Below are 17,425 nucleotides of genomic sequence, written 5' to 3'. Positions count from 1 at the left end.
CCAGCCGCTGCGCGTTGGCAAATGGGCAGTTGCGGATTACCCTTCTGGGATGAGCCAAGAAATTCTCAGCGTCGAGCAGATGTATCGGGCCGACGCCCTGGCCGGGGAGGGGGGTATTTCCGGCGAGCGGCTGATGGAGGCCGCCGGCTGGGCGGTGGCCCGCGCGGCGCGGCGCCTGCTGCCCAAGGGCCGTGTCGCCATCCTGTGCGGTCCCGGCAATAACGGCGGCGATGGCTTCGTGGCGGCCCGGCTGCTGGCCCGCGACGGGTGGCTGGTGCGCCTGTCCCTGCTGGGCGAGGCGGGGCGGCTCAAGGGCGACGCCGCCGTGATGGCGGGACGCTGGACAGGGGCGGTGGAGCCCCTGACCCTGAACAGCCTCGACGGCTGCGTCGGAGTGATCGATGCCCTGTTCGGCGCGGGACTCGCCCGACCGCTGGACGGAATGGCCCGGGCGGTGATCGAGGAGATGGGGCGCCGCCGCCTGCCGGTGATCGCCGTCGACGTGCCCTCGGGCGTCCACGGCGACAGTGGGGCGGTGCTGGGGATCGCTCCCCATTGCCTTGCCACCGTGACCTTCTTTCGCCCCAAACCCGGCCACTGCCTGATGCCGGGACGGCTCAAATGCGGCGAGCTGGTGGTGGCCGACATCGGCATTCCGGCCACGGTGCTCGATTCCATCGTGCCGACCGTCCGGCGCAACGGGCCGGGCGCCTGGGTCCTGCCGGAAATCCGGCCCGACGGACACAAATACTCACGCGGTCACGCCCTGATCCTGGGCGGCGGCGAGATGACCGGGGCGGCGAGGCTGGCGGCCCGCGCCGCCCGCCGGGTGGGCGCCGGGCTGGTGACCATCGCGGCGCCGGAGGGGGCGCTGGGCATCTATCGCGCCGGCGATCCCGGCCTGCTGGTCACCCCTTCCGAGCCCTTCGACGCGGCGTTGGCGGATGCCCGTCGCAACGCCCTGTTGCTGGGGCCGGGCGGCGGGGTGGGGGAAAGCCTGTCGGGCAAGGTTCTGGCCGCCCTGGCCACCGGACGCCCCTGCGTCCTGGATGCCGACGCGCTCAGCGGTTTCGAGGGGTGGAGCGGCGAGCTGTTCCGCCATCTCCGCGACACGGTGGTGCTCACTCCCCATGACGGCGAGTTCCGCCGCCTGTTCGGCGAGGTGCCGGGCAGCCGCCTGGAGCGGGCGCGGCACGGGGCGCATCTGTCGGGGGCGGTGGTGCTGCTGAAGGGCGCGGACACCGTGGTGGCCCATCCCGATGGCCGGGCCACCATCACCACCGACGCCCCGCCCTGGCTGGCCACGGCGGGGTCGGGCGACGTGCTGGCCGGGCTGATCGTCGGGCTGCTGGCCCAGGGCATGGAGCCCTTCGAGGCCGCCTCGGCCGCCGCCTGGCTGCACGGGCGGGCGGCGGCGGCGCACGGCCCCGGGCTGATCGCCGAGGATTTGCCCGAGGCGCTTCCGGCTATTCTGGCTACGATGGGGAGATTGGCCCATGAATGAGGTTCAGAGCACCGCCGTCTCCCTGCTGTCCCGCCTACGGGGATTGTGGCGCGACATCGCCGGAACGGACGGGGCGGGCAAGGTGCCGGCCCTGGCTCCCGGCCTGCCGGAAAGCGACCTGGAACAGTTGCGCGTTCAGATGGAGGCCTGCCTGGGCGCCAAGGGCGGCGAGGTTTCGGCCCGCGCCCGGGCGGCTGCCCTGGGGCGGGCCTATCTGTCGCTGTCGGGCGAGGGGCGGGTGCGCTTCCTTAAATTGCTGGCCAGCCGGTTCGGTCCGGACCGCGTCCGGGTCGACGCGGCGGCGGCGGCCCTGGCCGGCGCGCCGGACGATACCACGCGCCAGCGCGCCGAGATGGATCTGCGCCTGGCATTGGATCCGCCCCGGCTCAAGCTTCTGACCCAGTTCAACGCCCTGCCCGAGGGCGTCAAGTTCCTGGTGGACATGCGTGCCGAGCTGATGGGGCTGACGCGCGAGCATCCCGATCTTCTGCCCCTGGAAGGGGATCTCCGGGGGCTGCTGGCCTCGTGGTTCGACGTGGGCTTCCTGGTGCTGGAGCGCGTCACCTGGCGCTCCCCGGCCATCGTGCTGGAAAAGATCATGCAGTACGAGGCGGTGCACGCCATCCAGGGCTGGACCGACCTGAAGAACCGGCTGGATTCCGATCGCCGGCTCTATGCCTTCTTCCATCCGCGCATGCCCGACGAGCCGCTGATCTTCGTGGAGGTGGCCCTGGTCCGCGATATGGCCGGCAATGTCCAGGACCTGCTGGATCCCTCCGCGCCGCTGGGAGACGTGGACAAGGCCGATACCGCCATCTTCTATTCCATCAACAACGCCCAGCGTGGCCTGGCCGGGATCAGCTTCGGCAATTTCCTGATCAAGCGGGTGGTGGATGATCTGTCGCGCGAACTGAAGCAGATCAGGACCTTCGCCACGCTGTCGCCCCTTCCCGGTTTCCGCCGCTGGCTGGAAGGTCTTCTGATCAAGGGCGAACCGGGATTGCTGACCGCTGCCGACCACAAGGCTCTGACCCGGGTGGGCGGCATGGGCGCCAAGGGCAGCCTCAAGGCCCTGCTGGCCGAGCCCGACTGGACGGCGGAGCCCTTGCTGGCCGAGGTGCTGGAGGGGCCGCTGACCCGGCTTGCCGCCCGTTACCTGAGCCGCGAAAAGCGCTCCGACGGCATGGGGGCGCTGGACCCGGTGGCCCATTTCCACCTGTCCAACGGCGCCAGGGTCGAGCGCATCAACTGGATGGCCGACATGTCGGCCAACGGCCTCAACCAGTCGGCGGGACTGATGGTCAACTACCTCTATGACCTCGACGACATCGACGCCAACCACGAAGCCTATTCGGCCAGCGGCAAGGTGGCGGTGTCGGCCCGGGTCAAGGCGCTGCTGAAAGGGTAGGGGGGGGCGACGAGGCCCCCCACCCCGGTCGCTCAGCTTGTGGTCCAGGCATGCTGGCTGGCGAGCTTTTCCGCCTGCTCCCGGGCTCGCAACGCCGCCGGGCGGCTGATCAGGCCTTCGCAATAGGTCTCGAACTCGGGCCGCCGGTCGATGATTCCGAACCGCATGGCCCAGTGCAGCAGGCTGCCCAGGTAGACATCGGCGGCGCTGAAGCGGTCGCCGGCGACGAAGCGCTTGCCCCGGACCGCCTGGGACAGGGTGTCCATGACCAGCGGGAACGAGCCGTAGCCGAAGCGTCCCTGCAAGTCCGGCGTGGTCGGGTCCCAGCCGACGGAATGATTGCTGATGGCCGGCTCGCCGCAGCCCGCGGTGAAGAACAGCCAGCGGTAATACTCGCCTCTCTCCGCCAAGGGCGGGGCCAGTCCCGCCTCGGGGAAGGCATCGGCCAGATAGGCGACGATGGCGGCGGATTCCGTCACCACGGTGTCGCCGTGGCGAATGGCCGGCACCTTGCCCATGGGATTGATGGCCAGGTAGTCGGGCGCCTTCATGGTGGTGCCGTATTCCTTGACCTCGATACGGTAGGGGCCGCCGATCTCTTCCAGCATCCAGTGCACGATGTTGCCGCGAGATTGCGGGTGGGTATAGAAAATCAGGTCTTTGCTCATGGGTGTCTCCGTGCGCGGTTTCGGCGGAGAGGATTTGTAGGCCCTGCTGCTGTCAGTTTCTGTCAGCATGGTTTTGCGCCATTCGGCCATCAGGGAGCGACGGGGACGGGGCGGGCGGTAGGACAGAAGCTCCGCCGCCTCAATGCGGTCGGTGCGGAAGTGGCGAAAGCCGCCGCGGAGCTCGCACCATGCCGCCAGGACGCGGGTCGTTTCGAAAAAGCCCAGGACCACCGGCCAGACCACCCGTTCGGTCCGTACCCCTTTTTCATCGCGGTAGGACAGCGCCAGCTTGCGCTCGTGGTTCAGGGCCTGCCGAAGCGTATCAAGCCCGACCGCCTGGGGCTTTTCCCAGCCCGGGCCGATGATCAGGGCGTCGTCGTCCAGCTTGCGATGCAGATCCGGCGGGACGACCGAAGCGATTTTCGCCATGGCGTTGCGGGCTGCTCGGGCGAGGTCGGCGTCGGTGCGGCGCGCCACCCAGCGCGCCCCCAGGGCCAGGGCCTGGATTTCCTCATCGGAAAACATCAGCGGCGGCATCAGAAAGCCGGGCTTCAGCACATAGCCGAGGCCGGGCTCGCCGTCGATTTCCGCGCCCAAACCCTGGAGCGTGGCCACGTCCCGGTAAAGGGTGCGCAGGGAAATGCCGGCTTCGGCGGCAAGATCCGCCCCGCTCACCGGCCGCCGGTGGCGCCGCAGGGATTGCAGAAGGCCGAACAGGCGATCGGTGCGCGACATGGGAACACCATAGACCATGTCCCGTCAGCAAGTGTCAGGATGCGGCCCGGACGTTGAAAGCTCAGCCGGCGCGGATCTGCGAGACGAAGCGGTCTACCTGGGTTTCCAGCTGGTTGGAGTCGCGCGACAGGGTGGAGGCGGCGTCCAGAACCTGGCGGGCGGCGGTGCCGGTTTCGGCGGCGGCGGCATTGACGCGGGTGATGGTCTCGGTCACTTCCGAGGTGCCCTGGGCCGCCTGCTGGACGTTGCGGGCGATTTCGCCGGTGGCGGCGCCCTGTTCCTCGACCGCGGCGGCGATGGAGCTGGAAATCTGGTTGATCTGGCCGATGGTGGTGGCGATGCCGCCGATGGCGGTCACCGCGTCGCGGGTGGCCGACTGAACGGCGGAGATCTGGGCCGCGATTTCCTCGGTGGCCTTGCCGGTCTGGTTGGCCAGGCTCTTGACCTCGTTGGCCACCACGGCGAAGCCCTTGCCGGCATCGCCGGCGCGGGCCGCCTCGATGGTGGCGTTGAGCGCCAGCAGGTTGGTCTGCGACGCGATGTCGTTGATCAGTTTGACCACCTGACCGATCTTGCTGGCGGCTTCGGCGAGGCTTTGCACCATCTGGTTGGTGCGGTCGGCCTCGACCATGGCGCCGGCGGCGATCTGCGCCGAATGGGACACTTGACGGCTGATTTCGGTGATGGAGGAGGACAGTTCCTCCGCCGCCGCCGCCACGGTCTGAATGTTGACGGTGGCCTCCTCGGCCGCCGCCGCCACGGTGGTGGACTGGCGCGAGGTTTCCTCTGCGGTGGCGGTCATGGTCTGGGCGGTGGATTCCATCTGGCCGGCCGATGCCGCCACCGAAGCGACCAGCCCCTTGACCTCCTGCTCGAAGACGTCGGCCTTGGCGCCCAGTTCGCGGGCGATGATGGCGGCGGTGTTGGTCTCGATATAGACCGAGGTGGCCAGGTCCATGTCCAGGAAGGCGGCCTTGTTGACGGCGCTCAGCACCTGGACCAGGCGGCGGGGGTCCTTGCGGTAGTGCTCCACCGCCACGCCGGTCACCATGTTCAGCACGAAGCAATAGCCGGCGGTGTACCACTTGGGCTCGAGGCCGATGCGCTGGTGAACCTTGCCGATCTCGGTGACCTGGGCGAAGTAGCGGTCGTCGAACTGGCCGAGGAACACGCTTTCCATCCAATGCTTCTTCTGCATGGAGCGCGCATGGGCCATGCGCTCGGGACTGGCGAACATCTTTGCAGTCGCCGGATTATTGCTTACATGGCGGTAGAAGGTATCGAGCACCCCGTCAATATGGCGGGCGAGTATATCCCGGAACTCCCGCAGCGCGCGTTTGGTGTCTTCATCGATCTGAAGGAAGGCGATGTTGGAGGCGCGGTCGAGTTCCATTTTGTCACCCTGCTATGAACCTGTGGCCGAGGAGTATGGGCCTGCGCCGGAACTGTTTCAAACCTGAAAATATGATTTCCAGGCGTGCTTTCCCGGAAATCTCGGGGCGGCGGGGCGTGGCGTGCCCGCATGCGGCTTTTCCCTGTTTCCCTGGAAACGAACATGCTATAGACAGGACCCTCCCGACGGGGCGGCCCCAGGGTGCGCAGCTTTGCGCGCGTGGGTTCGCCGGCGTGCACGGTCCATGCGGGCGTGGTGGAATTGGTAGACACACTGGATTTAGGTTCCAGCGGCGCAAGCCATGGGGGTTCAAGTCCCTTCGCCCGCACCAGCCATCACCGCCGGCCCTGGAGTCTGGCGTATGCCGACCGGCGGGAGCCGTGATTTCAACTCACTCGATTCGATTGGCGATAGACTGATGCAGGTAACCGAGATCAATGCCGAAGGCCTGAAGCGCGAATTCAAGGTCGTCGTTCCCGCCCAGCAGCTGGAAACCCGGATGCAGGACAAGCTGGCGGAGATCGCCCGCACCGTGGCCATGCCCGGCTTCCGCCCCGGCAAGGTGCCCATGACCATCGTGCGCAAGAAGTACGGCGGCGCGGTGATGGGCGAGATTCTGGAAAACGCCGTCAACGACGGCGCCGGCAAGGCCATCACCGATGGCGGCCTGCGTCCGGCCATGCAGCCCAAGATCGAGATCACCAAGTACGAGGAAAACTCGGACCTGGAGTTCACCGTGGCGGTGGAAGTGCTGCCCGAGATCAAGACCATGGATTTCGGCACCATCAACCTGGTGCGCGATAAGGCCGTGGTGCCGGATGCCGAGGTGGACGACGCCCTGGCCAAGATCGCCGAGCGCAACGAGACCTCCGAGCCGGTCAAGCGCGCCTCCAAGTCCGGCGACGTGGTCGTCATCGACTTCGTGGGCAAGGTTGACGGCGTGGCCTTCCCCGGCGGCACCGCCGAGGGCTACTCGCTGAAGCTGGGCTCCAACACCTTCATCCCCGGCTTCGAAGACCAACTGGTCGGCAAGAAGGCCGAGTCCGACGTGGAAGTGAACGTGACCTTCCCCGAGGGTTACGGCAATGAGACCCTGGCCGGCAAGCCCGCCCTGTTCGAGGTCAAGGTCAAGGAAGTGCGCGCCCCCAAGGCCGCCGCCGTGGACGACGAACTGGCCAAGTCGGTCGGCCTCGAGAATCTGGACGCGCTCAAGACCGCCATCCGCGACGAAATCTCGCGCGAGCTGGACGGCGTGTCGCGCATGAAGCTCAAGCGCGCCCTGCTGGATGCGCTTTCGGACGGTCATGACTTCCCGGTTCCCCCCAGCATGCTGGAAGGCGAGTTCGAGGCCATCTGGAAGCAGGTGGAGGCCGACAAGGAAGCCGGCCGCCAGGACCCCGCCGACGCCGCCAAGTCCGAGGACGAGCTGAAGGCCGACTATCGCGCCCTGGCCGAGCGCCGCGTGCGCCTGGGCCTGCTGCTGGCCGATGTGGGCCGGGTCAACGAGATCAACGTGACCCAGGAAGACCTGAACCGCGGCATCATGATGGAAGCCCGCCGTTACCCCGGCCAGGAACATCTGGTGCTGCAGTACTACCAGAAGAACCAGGAAGCCCTGGAATCGCTGCGTGCTCCCCTCTACGAGGAGAAGGTGGTCGATTTCATCCTGGAGCTGGCCAAGATCACCGACAAGGAAGTGTCGGTCGAGGACCTGCGCAAGGACCCCGACGAGGCTTCCGCCGACGGCGAGGCCGCCCCGGCCAAGCCGAAGAAGAAGGCCGCCGCCAAGAAGAAGGCGGCCGAATAGGTCCCGGTTTCATGTGCAAAGCCCGCGACATTCACCATATGAATGTCGCGGGCGGTCAACATCTTCGGCGTCCGCCCCCGCCGTTGCCATTGCCAAAGGACGGAACATGCGCGAAAGAGACCCGATCGACCTCTACATGAACACCCTGGTTCCCATGGTGGTCGAGCAGACCAACCGGGGCGAGCGGTCCTACGACATCTATTCGCGCCTGCTGAAGGAGCGGATCATCTTCCTCACCGGACAGGTCTATGACGAAGTCGCCAGCCTGATCTGCGCCCAGCTGTTGTTCCTGGAATCCGAGAATCCCAGCAAGGACATCGCCTTCTACATCAATTCGCCGGGCGGCGTGGTGACCTCGGGTCTGGCCATCTACGACACCATGCAGTACATCCGCCCCAAGGTCTCCACCGTGTGCATCGGCCAGGCGGCGTCCATGGGCTCGCTGCTGATGACCGCCGGCGAGAAGGGCAAGCGCTTTTCGCTGCCCAATTCCCGCATCATGGTGCACCAGCCCTCGGGCGGGGCCCAGGGGCAGGCCACGGATATCGAAATCCAGGCCCGCGAGATCCTTGCGCTGCGCGCCCGGCTCAACAATATCTACGTGGAGCACACCGGCCAGCCGCTGGATGTGATCGAAAAGGTGATGGAGCGCGACAAGTTCATGACCGCCGATGAAGCCAAGGAATTCGGCCTGATCGACGAGGTTGTGAACAAGCGTCCCGCCGTCGAGGACGATTCCGCCTCCTGAGCCTGATCGGTTTCCGCGGCCGGGCCGGTCCCCCCAAGGGGACTTGCCCGGCCGTTTCCTTGTGCGGTCATGACAGAATTGTCGTTGTCTGGCGTGGCGGGCTGTGTCTAACATGATTTCGCGGGTGCGGTGCGGCCCCCTGATCCAATGGAGTTTCGATGACCAAGTCCACTAGCGGCGATTCCAAGAACACTCTGTACTGCTCGTTCTGCGGAAAGAGCCAGCACGAGGTGAGGAAGCTCATCGCCGGGCCGACCGTGTTCATTTGCGATGAATGCGTCGAGCTGTGCATGGACATCATCCGCGAAGAGCACAAGACGCATCTGGTGCGTTCGCGCGATGGCGTGCCGACCCCCAAGGACATCTGCCAGGTGCTCGATGACTATGTCATCGGCCAGAGCCATGCCAAGAAGGTGCTGTCGGTCGCCGTCCACAACCACTACAAGCGCCTGCAACACGGCGGCAAGAACAACGAAGTGGAACTGGCCAAGTCCAACATCCTGCTGATCGGCCCCACCGGCTGCGGCAAGACCCTGCTGGCCCAGACCCTGGCCCGCATCCTGGACGTGCCGTTCACCATGGCCGACGCCACCACGCTGACCGAGGCCGGCTATGTGGGCGAGGATGTGGAGAACATCATCCTCAAGCTGCTGCAGGCTGCCGAATACAACGTGGAACGTGCCCAGCGCGGCATCGTCTACATCGACGAAGTGGACAAGATCAGCCGCAAGTCCGACAACCCGTCCATCACCCGCGACGTGTCGGGCGAGGGTGTGCAGCAGGCCCTGCTGAAGATCATGGAAGGCACCGTCGCCTCGGTGCCGCCCCAGGGCGGACGCAAGCATCCCCAGCAGGAATTCCTGCAGGTGGATACCACCAACATCCTGTTCATCTGCGGCGGCGCCTTCGCCGGGCTGGAAAAGATCATCGGCTCTCGCGGCCGGGGCACCTCCATCGGCTTTGGCGCCGATGTGCGCGGCCCGGACGAGCGCCGCACGGGTGAAATCCTGCGCGAGGTCGAGCCCGAGGACCTGCTGAAGTTCGGCCTGATCCCCGAATTCGTCGGCCGCCTGCCGGTGCTGGCGACGCTGGAGGATCTGGACGTGGATGCCCTGATCGACATCCTGTCCAAGCCCAAGAACGCCCTGGTGAAGCAGTATCAGCGCCTGTTCGAGATGGAGGACACCCGTCTGGCCTTCTCCGACGACGCGCTGAAGGCTATCGCCGAGAAGGCCATCGCCCGCAAGACCGGCGCGCGCGGCCTGCGCTCCATCATGGAGACCATCCTGCTCGACACCATGTTCGACCTGCCCGGCCTCGACGCCGTGGACGAGGTGGTGATCAATAAGGAAGTGGTCGAGGGCCGCGCCAAGCCGCTCTATATCTACGCCGAGCGCCGCGAGGACGTGGGGTCCAGCGCTTAAGGTCCGCGGACACTTGGACAAGGCGGGGCGGGCTTCGGAAACGGGGTCCGCCTTTCGCTTTTCCTACAATTCCTAGTAGTTCGCATGGCGTGGGGGGCAAAATCTGCATTGCGGTCCCCCCCGTTAAGACACTAGAATCGTCGGACATGGCTTGACGAGGGGCGGAGTCCGCCCCAGCTAGAGCCTGTTAGGGTTACAGTACAAAGACGGGCCGACCCGGTGGGGCGTCCCGCCGGCGTGAATGAGGCAGCATGGTTGATCTTCCTTCTGGCGACGTTTTTCCCGTTCTTCCGCTCAGGGACATCGTCGTCTTCCCCCACATGATCGTCCCGCTGTTCGTCGGCCGGGAAAAGTCGGTGCGCGCCCTGGAAGACGTGATGCGGGAAGACAAGCAGATCCTGCTGGTCGCCCAGAAAAACGCCGCCCAGGACGATCCCACCACCGATGACATCTATTCGGTCGGCACCGTGTCGACCGTGCTGCAGTTGCTGAAGCTGCCCGACGGCACCGTCAAGGTGCTGGTCGAAGGCGGCAAGCGCGCCCGCATCACCGGCTTCACCGAGAACGAGGCCTTCTTCCAGGCCACCGCCGAGGTGGTGGACGAGCGCGAAGGCGACCAGCAGGAGCTGGAAGCGCTGTCGCGTTCGGTGGTCAGCCAGTTCGAGCAGTACATCAAGCTCAACAAGAAGATTCCCCCCGAGGTCCTGGTCTCGGTCAATCAGATCGAGGATTCGGCCAAGCTGGCCGACACCGTCGCCTCCCATCTGGCCCTCAAGATCGCCGAGAAGCAGGAATTGCTCGAGGTCGAGGTGGTGTCCGAGCGTCTGGAGCGGGTCTATTCCTACATGGAGGGCGAGATCGGCGTCCTGCAGGTGGAAAAGAAGATCCGCAACCGCGTCAAGCGGCAGATGGAAAAGACCCAGCGCGAGTACTATCTGAACGAGCAGCTGAAGGCCATTCAGAAGGAGCTGGGCGAGGGCGACGACGGCAAGGACGAGACCGCCGAGCTGGAAGAGCGCATCGCCAAGACCAAGCTGACCGTCGAGGCGCGTGAGAAGGCCCTGGCCGAGCTGAAGAAGCTCAAGTCCATGAGCCCCATGTCGGCCGAGGCCACCGTGGTGCGCAACTACCTGGACTGGCTGCTGACCATTCCGTGGAAGAAGCGCACCAAGGTCAAGAAGGACGTCAAGCTGGCCCAGTCGGTGCTGAATTCCGACCATTACGGCCTGGAGAAGGTCAAGGAACGCATCCTTGAATATCTCGCCGTGCAGATTCGCACCGACAAGGTGCGCGGCCCCATCCTGTGCCTGGTCGGCCCGCCCGGCGTGGGCAAGACCTCGCTCGGCAAGTCCATCGCCAAGGCCACCGGCCGCAATTTCGTGCGCATGAGCCTGGGCGGCGTCCGCGACGAGTCGGAAGTGCGCGGCCACCGCCGCACCTATATCGGCTCCATGCCCGGCAAGATCGTGCAGGGCATGAAGAAGGCCAAGAGCTCTAACCCGCTGTTCCTGCTCGACGAGATCGACAAGCTGGGCGCCGACTGGCGCGGCGATCCGGCCTCGGCCCTGCTGGAAGTGCTGGACCCCGAGCAGAACGCCACCTTCAACGACCATTACCTGGAGGTGGATTATGACCTCTCCGACGTGATGTTCGTCACCACCGCCAACACCATGCGCATGCCCCAGCCCCTGCTGGACCGCATGGAGATCATCCGCCTGTCCGGCTACACCGAGGACGAGAAGGTGGAAATCTCCAAGCGCCACCTGCTGCCCAAGGTGATCAAGGCGGCGGGTCTGAGGAAGGGCGAGTGGTCCATCAGCGACGAGGCCCTGCGCCACATCGTGCGCTACTACACCCGCGAGGCGGGCGTGCGCAACATGGAGCGCGAACTGGCCAACCTGGCCCGCAAGGCGGTCAAGGAGATCGTCTCGACCTCCAAGACCAAGGTCGCCGTCACGCCGCGCAACCTGGAAAAGTACGCCGGCATCCACCGCTATCGCTTTGGCGAGGTGGAGGAGCAGGACATGGTCGGCGTGGTCACCGGTCTGGCCTGGACCGAGGTGGGCGGCGAACTGCTGACCATCGAGGCGGTCAGCATGCCGGGCAAGGGCACCTTCAGCCACACCGGCAAGCTGGGTGACGTGATGCAGGAATCCGTGCAGGCGGCCCGCTCCTATGTGCGGTCGCGCTCGGTCAGCCTGGGCATCAAGCCGACGGTGTTCGAGAAGCGCGACATCCATGTCCACGTTCCCGAGGGCGCCACCCCCAAGGATGGTCCTTCGGCCGGTGTTGCCATGTGCACCACCATCGTCTCGGTGCTGACCGGCATTCCTGTGCGCAAGGACGTCGCCATGACCGGCGAGATCACCCTGCGCGGCCGGGTGCTGCCCATCGGCGGCCTGAAGGAAAAGCTGCTGGCCGCTCTGCGCGGCGGCATCAAGACCGTTCTCATCCCCAAGGAGAACGAGAAGGATCTGGCCGAGATCCCCGACAACGTCAAGAAGGGGCTGGACATCATCCCGGTCTCCACCGCTGACGAAGTGCTGCAGCGGGCGCTGGTGCGCATGCCGGTGGCCATCGAGTGGGAGGAGCCCGCCGATGTGGCCGAAGCCAAGCCTGCCAAGGACGGCGAGCCCGTAGCCGGTGGTTTGGTGACGCACTGATACCGATAAGGGTAATTCCCTGGCGGAAACCGGCGGTTCTCGATGGGAGCCGCCGGTTCTGTTTGGGGTGGGTGCGGGGTGTCGTGTGGCGTGGATGCCAGCAATTCCGCCATTTCTTGCCGATTGCGCATTGACGCTGTCCGACAGCCTGAATTAGACTGCCCCCTGTCTAATTCGATAGGCGGTATGGCCGGCTATCAATGTCGGTATAACGAAGGGGGTCCTCAGGTGAACAAGAACGATCTCGTGACGGCCGTGGCTGGCGCCGCTGGTCTGTCCAAGGCCGATGCGGCTAAGGCCGTTGATGGTGTTTTCGAAGCCATTACCTCCGCGCTGAAGGGCGGCGACGAGGTTCGTCTGGTCGGTTTCGGTACTTTTGCCGTGGCCTCGCGCGCCGCGTCCGAGGGCCGCAACCCGCGTACCGGCGAAAAGATCAGCATTCCGGCGTCCAAGCAGCCGAAGTTCAAGGCCGGCAAGGGCCTGAAGGACGGCATCCAGTAAGGATGTCTCCATGCTGAAAGTACGATGTGCCGGCCGCCTTCAGGTGGCCGGTTTTGTTTTGGGGGCTTGCCGAAAGTGCTCCGGCGTCCTAGAACCCCCCTCGGGGGCGGTTAGCTCAGTTGGTAGAGCGCCTGCTTTACACGCAGGATGTCGGCGGTTCGAACCCGTCACCGCCCACCACGCCTTTAAAGTCAGACGCACGGCGTCTCCAACCCCGGTGCGGCGGAGCCGATGCCCCGCCGTCGGTTGGAGACCTTGTCTGCAGCCCTCTCTTCTTCATCGATGAATTTAAAGGAAAGCTCCGGCTCACGCGGTTGGGGCCGCGACGCGGTTGGGCCAACTTGCCCAGCATGACAATCAGTAATAGAATTGCTTGCGAAAGTTCGGCAATGCCCGGGGGTGGTGCGTGCCGAAGCGTCGTTGTTCATGGGATTTAGAAGCGATGCCGTGCGCCTGATTGGTGAATATCCGTTTGGCCATGGTGGGTCAAAGGGGGGGATATGAAGGTCAGAAGCCTGTTCGTGCTGTTCGTGGCGCTGGTCGCCGCGGTTTTTCTGGTTGCCTCCATCACCATGGTGATGAGCGCGTATCAGGAGCGCGCCCAGGTGGCCGCCGCCTATCGAGGGGTCGGTCTCCAGGGCGCCCTGTTGCGTCTGGCCGAGCGGATCAATTTCGAGCGCGGTCTCTACAATGTCTCCCTGATCAACAAGCAGACGCTTAGCCCCGAGCTTACCGCGCGGCTGAAGGGGTTGGCCGACGACAGTGACACGTCCTTCGCCGCGGCGCAGGCCGCGGCGAAAGGCGGGGCAGCCGTGAACGATCTGCTGCGCGCCCAGCAAGATCGCATCAAGGCGTCGCGGGAGATGGTGGTACGGCAACTGGGCTCCGGCGCTCCGGAAGGCCACGCCGAGGTGGCCAAGGCCTACTCCGCCCTGAACATTTCCATCGGCGACGCCATCCGGCACGAGGCGCAGGGTTTGATCCCCGAGCTGAACAAACAGTCGGGTCCCTTGTCCGACTATGTGGTGCTGGCTCATGCGGCGAGCCGCATGCGCAATCTCGCGGGCCAGAGAAATACGCCGCTGCTGCCGGTGATTCAGGCCGGCGTGCAGATGACGCCGGACCATCTGGAGAGGCATTACCGCCTGAATGGCCGGTTGGCCGAGGCCTGGGAGGATGTCCAGGCCAAATCCAAGACGCTGGCCCTCTCCAGCCCCGAGATCGACCAGGGGCTGAAAAATGTGGAGACGGCCTTCTTCGGCGCGGTGGAATCCATGGTCCGGGAGCTTGAAAAGGCCCATTGGCAAAAGCAGCCCTATCCCTTCGACGTCAACGACTACCGCACCCGGACGGTGGAGAAGTTCGCCACCTTCAGCCAGTTGGGCGACGCCTATATCGCCACGGCCCTGCGGCTGGGAGAGCAGCGTCTGGCTGGGCTTTCCGTGTCGTTGGCCCTGTTGTCCGTGGGCATCGCCGTTGTGGTCGCTCTGTTTTGCGTCGCCACCATCGTGTTCAACCGGCGGGTCGTGTCGCCGCTGATCGGCACGGCGGGAACCATCACCCATCTCGCCAATGACCAGCTGGACATCGACATTCCCTGGAGGGACCGCGGCGACGAGATCGGAGAAATCGGAAGAGCGCTGGAGACGCTGCGGGGCAACGCGAAGGCGGCCCGGTCGGTGGCCGAGGACAGAACTCGCGAGCGTCTGGCCAGCGATGAGGTCCGGCATGGGGTGGACGTCGCCGTCCGGACTTTCGCCGACCGCATCGCGGGTCTGATGAAGAGTTCCGACGACAGCATGGGATCGCTCCGCCAGTACGCTCGGGATCTCAGTCGGCTGGCCGGCGATGCCTCGGGCGGGTCCGGCGAAGTGGCCCGGGCCGCCGATGGGGCTGCCACCAACGTGCAGGGGATCGCTTCGGCGACCTCGGAGCTGCTCTCCTCCATCGGCGAGATCAGTCAGGTGGTGGCCGACATGGCGGGGATTTCCAGGCAGGCGGTGGATGAGGCTCGCGCCTCGCGCCAGGCCGTGGAGGAACTGACCCAGTCGGCGGGCCGCATCGGCGAGATCGTGGCCCTGATCAATGATATTGCCGCGCAGACCAATCTGCTGGCGCTCAATGCCACCATCGAGGCGGCCCGCGCCGGCGAGGCGGGCAAGGGTTTCGCCGTGGTGGCCAACGAGGTGAAGGTGCTGGCCAATCAGACTGGCAAGGCCACGGAGCAGATTCAAGGGCAGGTGGGCGCCATCCAGCGCGGCACGGCCACGGCATCTCACTCCATCGCCGGAATCGACAGCACCGTGGGGCGCATCAGCGAGATGGCGACCTCCATCGCCTCGGCGGTCGAGGAACAGAATGCCGCGACGAGCGAGATTGCCAGTTCGATCCAGCAGGCCTCCGACGGGGTGGGCGCGGTGGCGGGAACCATCACCCATGTGCGGGAAAATGCGGCGTCCACGGATCGGGCCGCCGAATCGGTTCAGGCCGCCGCCGAGCGTCTGGCGGCGAACACCGCAGCCCTGCACCAGGAATTTGATCAGATGGTGGAGTTGATCCGGCGATCGGCGTGATACGAGGCGGCGCGGAGTCAGCATTCAGCCCGTTTAGCAAGTGCAAAATGGCATTCGAATGCCGGCTTGTTTGCTTGACAGGCCCTGGGGGGTGGATTAAACCACGCCTACCCACGCGGGTGGCTGCGGAGGGGGTGTAGCTCAGTTGGTTAGAGCGCCGGCCTGTCACGCCGGAGGTCGCGGGTTCGAGCCCCGTCACTCCCGCCATCCCGCCTGATATCGATCGCCGAGCGAGGGGCTGGGCCGGTCGCGGGCGGGGTTGTCCGCAGTCTTTTGGTATGTTGCAGGAGGGGATACCCGTTCGGCGCGTTCGCCAAAGTCGCAATTCCGTCCGATCACACCAGGTCGCTCTCTTTCGCTTTTCCGAGCAACAGACACCGGCCGGTGACGGGCGTGCGGCGGCACGAAACGCCGGGGCTTCCTCCTGATTGGCACCTCTTGGTAGGGCAGGGACGATGGAAGCTTGGCTGCTCGAATATCTGCCGATCCTGATTTTCCTCGGCATCGCCATTGTGATTTCGGCGATCTGCGTCGGGGCATCGTGGATCGTGGCGCGCCAGAAACCCGACACCGAAAAGGCCACGGCCTATGAATGCGGCTTCGACGCCTTTGGCGACGCCCGTTCCAAGTTCGAGGTCCGGTTCTACCTCGTCGCCATCCTGTTCATCATCTTCGACCTGGAAGTGGCCTTCCTGTTCCCCTGGGCGGTCGCCCTGGGCAAGATCGGCATGTTCGGCTTCTGGTCCATGATGGTGTTCTTGGGCGTGCTGACCATCGGCTTCATCTATGAATGGCGAAAGGGAGCCCTGGAATGGGAGTGAACCCGTCTGCCGGCGGCATTCTGTCGCCCGACCACGCGGCAGCGCTGCCTCCTGGCCCGGCCCAGGACGCGCTGCTGAAGGCCGTTACCACCGAGATTTCCGACAAGGGCTTCGTGCTGGCCAGTGTGGATGCGGTGGTCAACTGGGCCCGTACCGGCTCGTTGTGGCCCATGACCTTCGGTCTGGCCTGCTGCGCCGTGGAAATGATGCACGCGGGCTGTTCGCGCTATGACATGGACCGCTTCGGCGTGGTCTTCCGTCCCAGCCCGCGCCAGTCGGATCTGATGATCGTCGCCGGCACGCTGACCAACAAGATGGCTCCGGCGCTGCGCCGCGTCTACGACCAGATGGCCGAGCCGCGCTGGGTGATCTCCATGGGCTCGTGCGCCAATGGCGGCGGCTATTATCACTATTCCTACTCGGTGGTGCGCGGTTGCGACCGCATCGTGCCGGTGGACATCTATGTGCCGGGCTGCCCGCCCTCGGCGGAAGCGCTGATGTACGGCATCCTGCAGCTGCAGAAGAAGATCCGCCGCACCGGCTCCATCCTCCGATAGCGCCGAAGAGGGATTCTCGAAGATGACGCAAGCGCTGAAGGATCTGGGTGAGTACATCGCCCAAGCCCTGCCCCAGGACGTGCTGGGAACCGAAGTGAACCGCTGCGGCGAGCTGTCGCTCACCGTCAAGGCGGCCTCCATCGTCAAGGTGATGACCTACCTCAAGGACGACGCCGGCTGTCTGTTCAAGCAGCTGGTGGATGTGTGCGGCGTGGACTGGCCCGGGCGCGAGCAGCGCTTCGACGTGGTCTACCACCTGCTGTCCATGAAGCATAACCAGCGGGTCCGCGTGAAGGTGGCCACCGACGAGGAGACCGCCGTTCCCTCCGTCACCGGCGTGTTCAGCTCGGCCGGCTGGTTCGAGCGTGAAGTGTGGGACATGTACGGCGTGCTGTTCTCGGACCATCCCGACCTGCGCCGCATCCTCACCGATTACGGTTTCGAGGGGCACCCGCTGCGCAAGGACTTCCCGCTGACCGGCTATGTGGAGATGCGCTACGACGACGAGACCAAGCGCGTGGTCTACGAGCCGGTGAAGCTGACCCAGGATTTCCGCAGCTTTGACTTCCTGTCGCCCTGGGAAGGGCCGGGGATGCTGCCCGGCGATGAGAAGGCGAACTGAC

13 protein-coding genes and 3 tRNA genes are annotated in these 17,425 nt (G+C 65.4%); 14 read left to right on the top strand and 2 right to left on the bottom strand.

All coding sequences use genetic code 11. From position 1 onward, the window contains the following. Nucleotides 1-49 precede the first annotated feature (49 nt). On the top strand, nucleotides 50-1,504 hold the full coding sequence (locus AMB_RS14075) for a bifunctional ADP-dependent NAD(P)H-hydrate dehydratase/NAD(P)H-hydrate epimerase (protein ID WP_043744595.1): 1,455 nt from the start codon (nucleotides 50-52) through the stop codon (nucleotides 1,502-1,504). Next, the gene (locus tag AMB_RS14070) at nucleotides 1,497-2,912 is read left to right on the top strand and encodes a malonyl-CoA decarboxylase (RefSeq protein WP_011385175.1); all 1,416 of its coding nucleotides are present in this window, start codon (nucleotides 1,497-1,499) and stop codon (nucleotides 2,910-2,912) included. Before AMB_RS14075 ends, AMB_RS14070 begins: the two co-directional genes overlap by 8 nt. 32 nt (nucleotides 2,913-2,944) lie before the next feature. Here the strand turns inward: AMB_RS14070 and AMB_RS26465 are convergent, their stop codons facing one another. Together AMB_RS26465 and AMB_RS14060 are read right to left on the bottom strand one after the other, a co-directional pair. Continuing rightward, entirely contained in the window at nucleotides 2,945-4,315 is a 1,371-nt protein-coding gene (locus AMB_RS26465) for an HTH domain-containing protein (RefSeq protein ID WP_043744594.1), read from the bottom strand. A 61-nt stretch (nucleotides 4,316-4,376) separates the two neighbouring features. Then, nucleotides 4,377-5,708: a globin-coupled sensor protein gene (locus AMB_RS14060; RefSeq protein WP_011385173.1), complete on the bottom strand. Its 1,332-nt coding sequence runs from the start codon at nucleotides 5,706-5,708 to the stop codon at nucleotides 4,377-4,379. Nucleotides 5,709-5,954: 246 nt separating this feature from the next. Between AMB_RS14060 and AMB_RS14055 the strand changes: the two genes are divergently transcribed. From AMB_RS14055 to AMB_RS14000, 12 genes are all read left to right on the top strand, one after another. Beyond that, nucleotides 5,955-6,039 (top strand) — tRNA-Leu (locus tag AMB_RS14055). Nucleotides 6,040-6,126: 87 nt separating this feature from the next. Continuing rightward, complete coding sequence (gene tig, locus AMB_RS14050; protein WP_043744592.1) at nucleotides 6,127-7,515, top strand: trigger factor; 1,389 nt, start codon at nucleotides 6,127-6,129, stop codon at nucleotides 7,513-7,515. Nucleotides 7,516-7,621: 106 nt separating this feature from the next. Then, nucleotides 7,622-8,263 carry an ATP-dependent Clp endopeptidase proteolytic subunit ClpP gene (clpP, locus tag AMB_RS14045; protein ID WP_043744590.1) on the top strand — a complete coding sequence of 214 codons (642 nt, stop codon included), beginning with the start codon at nucleotides 7,622-7,624 and terminating at the stop codon, nucleotides 8,261-8,263. 158 nt (nucleotides 8,264-8,421) lie between these two features. Further along, nucleotides 8,422-9,687: an ATP-dependent Clp protease ATP-binding subunit ClpX gene (clpX, locus tag AMB_RS14040; protein WP_011385169.1), complete on the top strand. Its 1,266-nt coding sequence runs from the start codon at nucleotides 8,422-8,424 to the stop codon at nucleotides 9,685-9,687. A gap of 251 nt (nucleotides 9,688-9,938) precedes the next feature. Next, nucleotides 9,939-12,350, top strand: coding sequence for an endopeptidase La (gene lon, locus AMB_RS14035; protein ID WP_011385168.1), 2,412 nt, complete (start codon nucleotides 9,939-9,941; stop codon nucleotides 12,348-12,350). 228 nt (nucleotides 12,351-12,578) lie between these two features. Next, on the top strand, nucleotides 12,579-12,851 hold the full coding sequence (locus AMB_RS14030) for an HU family DNA-binding protein (RefSeq protein ID WP_043744588.1): 273 nt from the start codon (nucleotides 12,579-12,581) through the stop codon (nucleotides 12,849-12,851). Between the two features lie 104 nt (nucleotides 12,852-12,955). After that, nucleotides 12,956-13,031 (top strand) — tRNA-Val (locus tag AMB_RS14025). A 320-nt stretch (nucleotides 13,032-13,351) separates the two neighbouring features. Next, nucleotides 13,352-15,424, top strand: coding sequence for a methyl-accepting chemotaxis protein (locus AMB_RS23465; protein WP_011385166.1), 2,073 nt, complete (start codon nucleotides 13,352-13,354; stop codon nucleotides 15,422-15,424). 130 nt (nucleotides 15,425-15,554) lie between these two features. Beyond that, nucleotides 15,555-15,631, top strand: a tRNA-Asp gene (locus AMB_RS14015). A gap of 248 nt (nucleotides 15,632-15,879) precedes the next feature. Next, entirely contained in the window at nucleotides 15,880-16,245 is a 366-nt protein-coding gene (locus tag AMB_RS14010) for an NADH-quinone oxidoreductase subunit A (protein WP_011385165.1), read from the top strand. After that, a complete protein-coding gene (locus AMB_RS14005; protein ID WP_043744587.1) occupies nucleotides 16,236-16,802 on the top strand; it encodes a NuoB/complex I 20 kDa subunit family protein in 567 nt (188 codons plus the stop codon). Before AMB_RS14010 ends, AMB_RS14005 begins: the two co-directional genes overlap by 10 nt. 22 nt (nucleotides 16,803-16,824) lie before the next feature. Further along, entirely contained in the window at nucleotides 16,825-17,424 is a 600-nt protein-coding gene (locus AMB_RS14000; RefSeq protein ID WP_011385163.1) for an NADH-quinone oxidoreductase subunit C, read from the top strand. Nucleotide 17,425: the final 1 nt, after the last annotated feature.

The sequence above is a fragment of the Paramagnetospirillum magneticum AMB-1 genome (assembly GCF_000009985.1).
GTDB classification, from domain to species: Bacteria; Pseudomonadota; Alphaproteobacteria; order Rhodospirillales; family Magnetospirillaceae; genus Phaeospirillum; species Phaeospirillum magneticum.
Note: the sequence above shows the minus strand (reverse complement) of the source record. Positions and strands in the feature narration are given on the sequence as shown.

What these genes read in the sequence shown, in the direction of transcription:
- AMB_RS14075 (WP_043744595.1), top strand. Translation starts at nt 50, where the DNA reads ATGAGCCAAGAAATTCTCAGCGTCGAGCAGATGTATCGGGCCGACGCC.
- AMB_RS14070 (WP_011385175.1), top strand. Translation starts at nt 1,497, where the DNA reads ATGAATGAGGTTCAGAGCACCGCCGTCTCCCTGCTGTCCCGCCTACGG.
- AMB_RS26465 (WP_043744594.1), bottom strand. Translation starts at nt 4,315, where the DNA reads ATGTCGCGCACCGATCGCCTGTTCGGCCTTCTGCAATCCCTGCGGCGC.
- AMB_RS14060 (WP_011385173.1), bottom strand. Translation starts at nt 5,708, where the DNA reads ATGGAACTCGACCGCGCCTCCAACATCGCCTTCCTTCAGATCGATGAA.
- tig (WP_043744592.1), top strand. Translation starts at nt 6,127, where the DNA reads ATGCAGGTAACCGAGATCAATGCCGAAGGCCTGAAGCGCGAATTCAAG.
- clpP (WP_043744590.1), top strand. Translation starts at nt 7,622, where the DNA reads ATGCGCGAAAGAGACCCGATCGACCTCTACATGAACACCCTGGTTCCC.
- clpX (WP_011385169.1), top strand. Translation starts at nt 8,422, where the DNA reads ATGACCAAGTCCACTAGCGGCGATTCCAAGAACACTCTGTACTGCTCG.
- lon (WP_011385168.1), top strand. Translation starts at nt 9,939, where the DNA reads ATGGTTGATCTTCCTTCTGGCGACGTTTTTCCCGTTCTTCCGCTCAGG.
- AMB_RS23465 (WP_011385166.1), top strand. Translation starts at nt 13,352, where the DNA reads ATGAAGGTCAGAAGCCTGTTCGTGCTGTTCGTGGCGCTGGTCGCCGCG.
- AMB_RS14010 (WP_011385165.1), top strand. Translation starts at nt 15,880, where the DNA reads ATGGAAGCTTGGCTGCTCGAATATCTGCCGATCCTGATTTTCCTCGGC.
- AMB_RS14005 (WP_043744587.1), top strand. Translation starts at nt 16,236, where the DNA reads ATGGGAGTGAACCCGTCTGCCGGCGGCATTCTGTCGCCCGACCACGCG.
- AMB_RS14000 (WP_011385163.1), top strand. Translation starts at nt 16,825, where the DNA reads ATGACGCAAGCGCTGAAGGATCTGGGTGAGTACATCGCCCAAGCCCTG.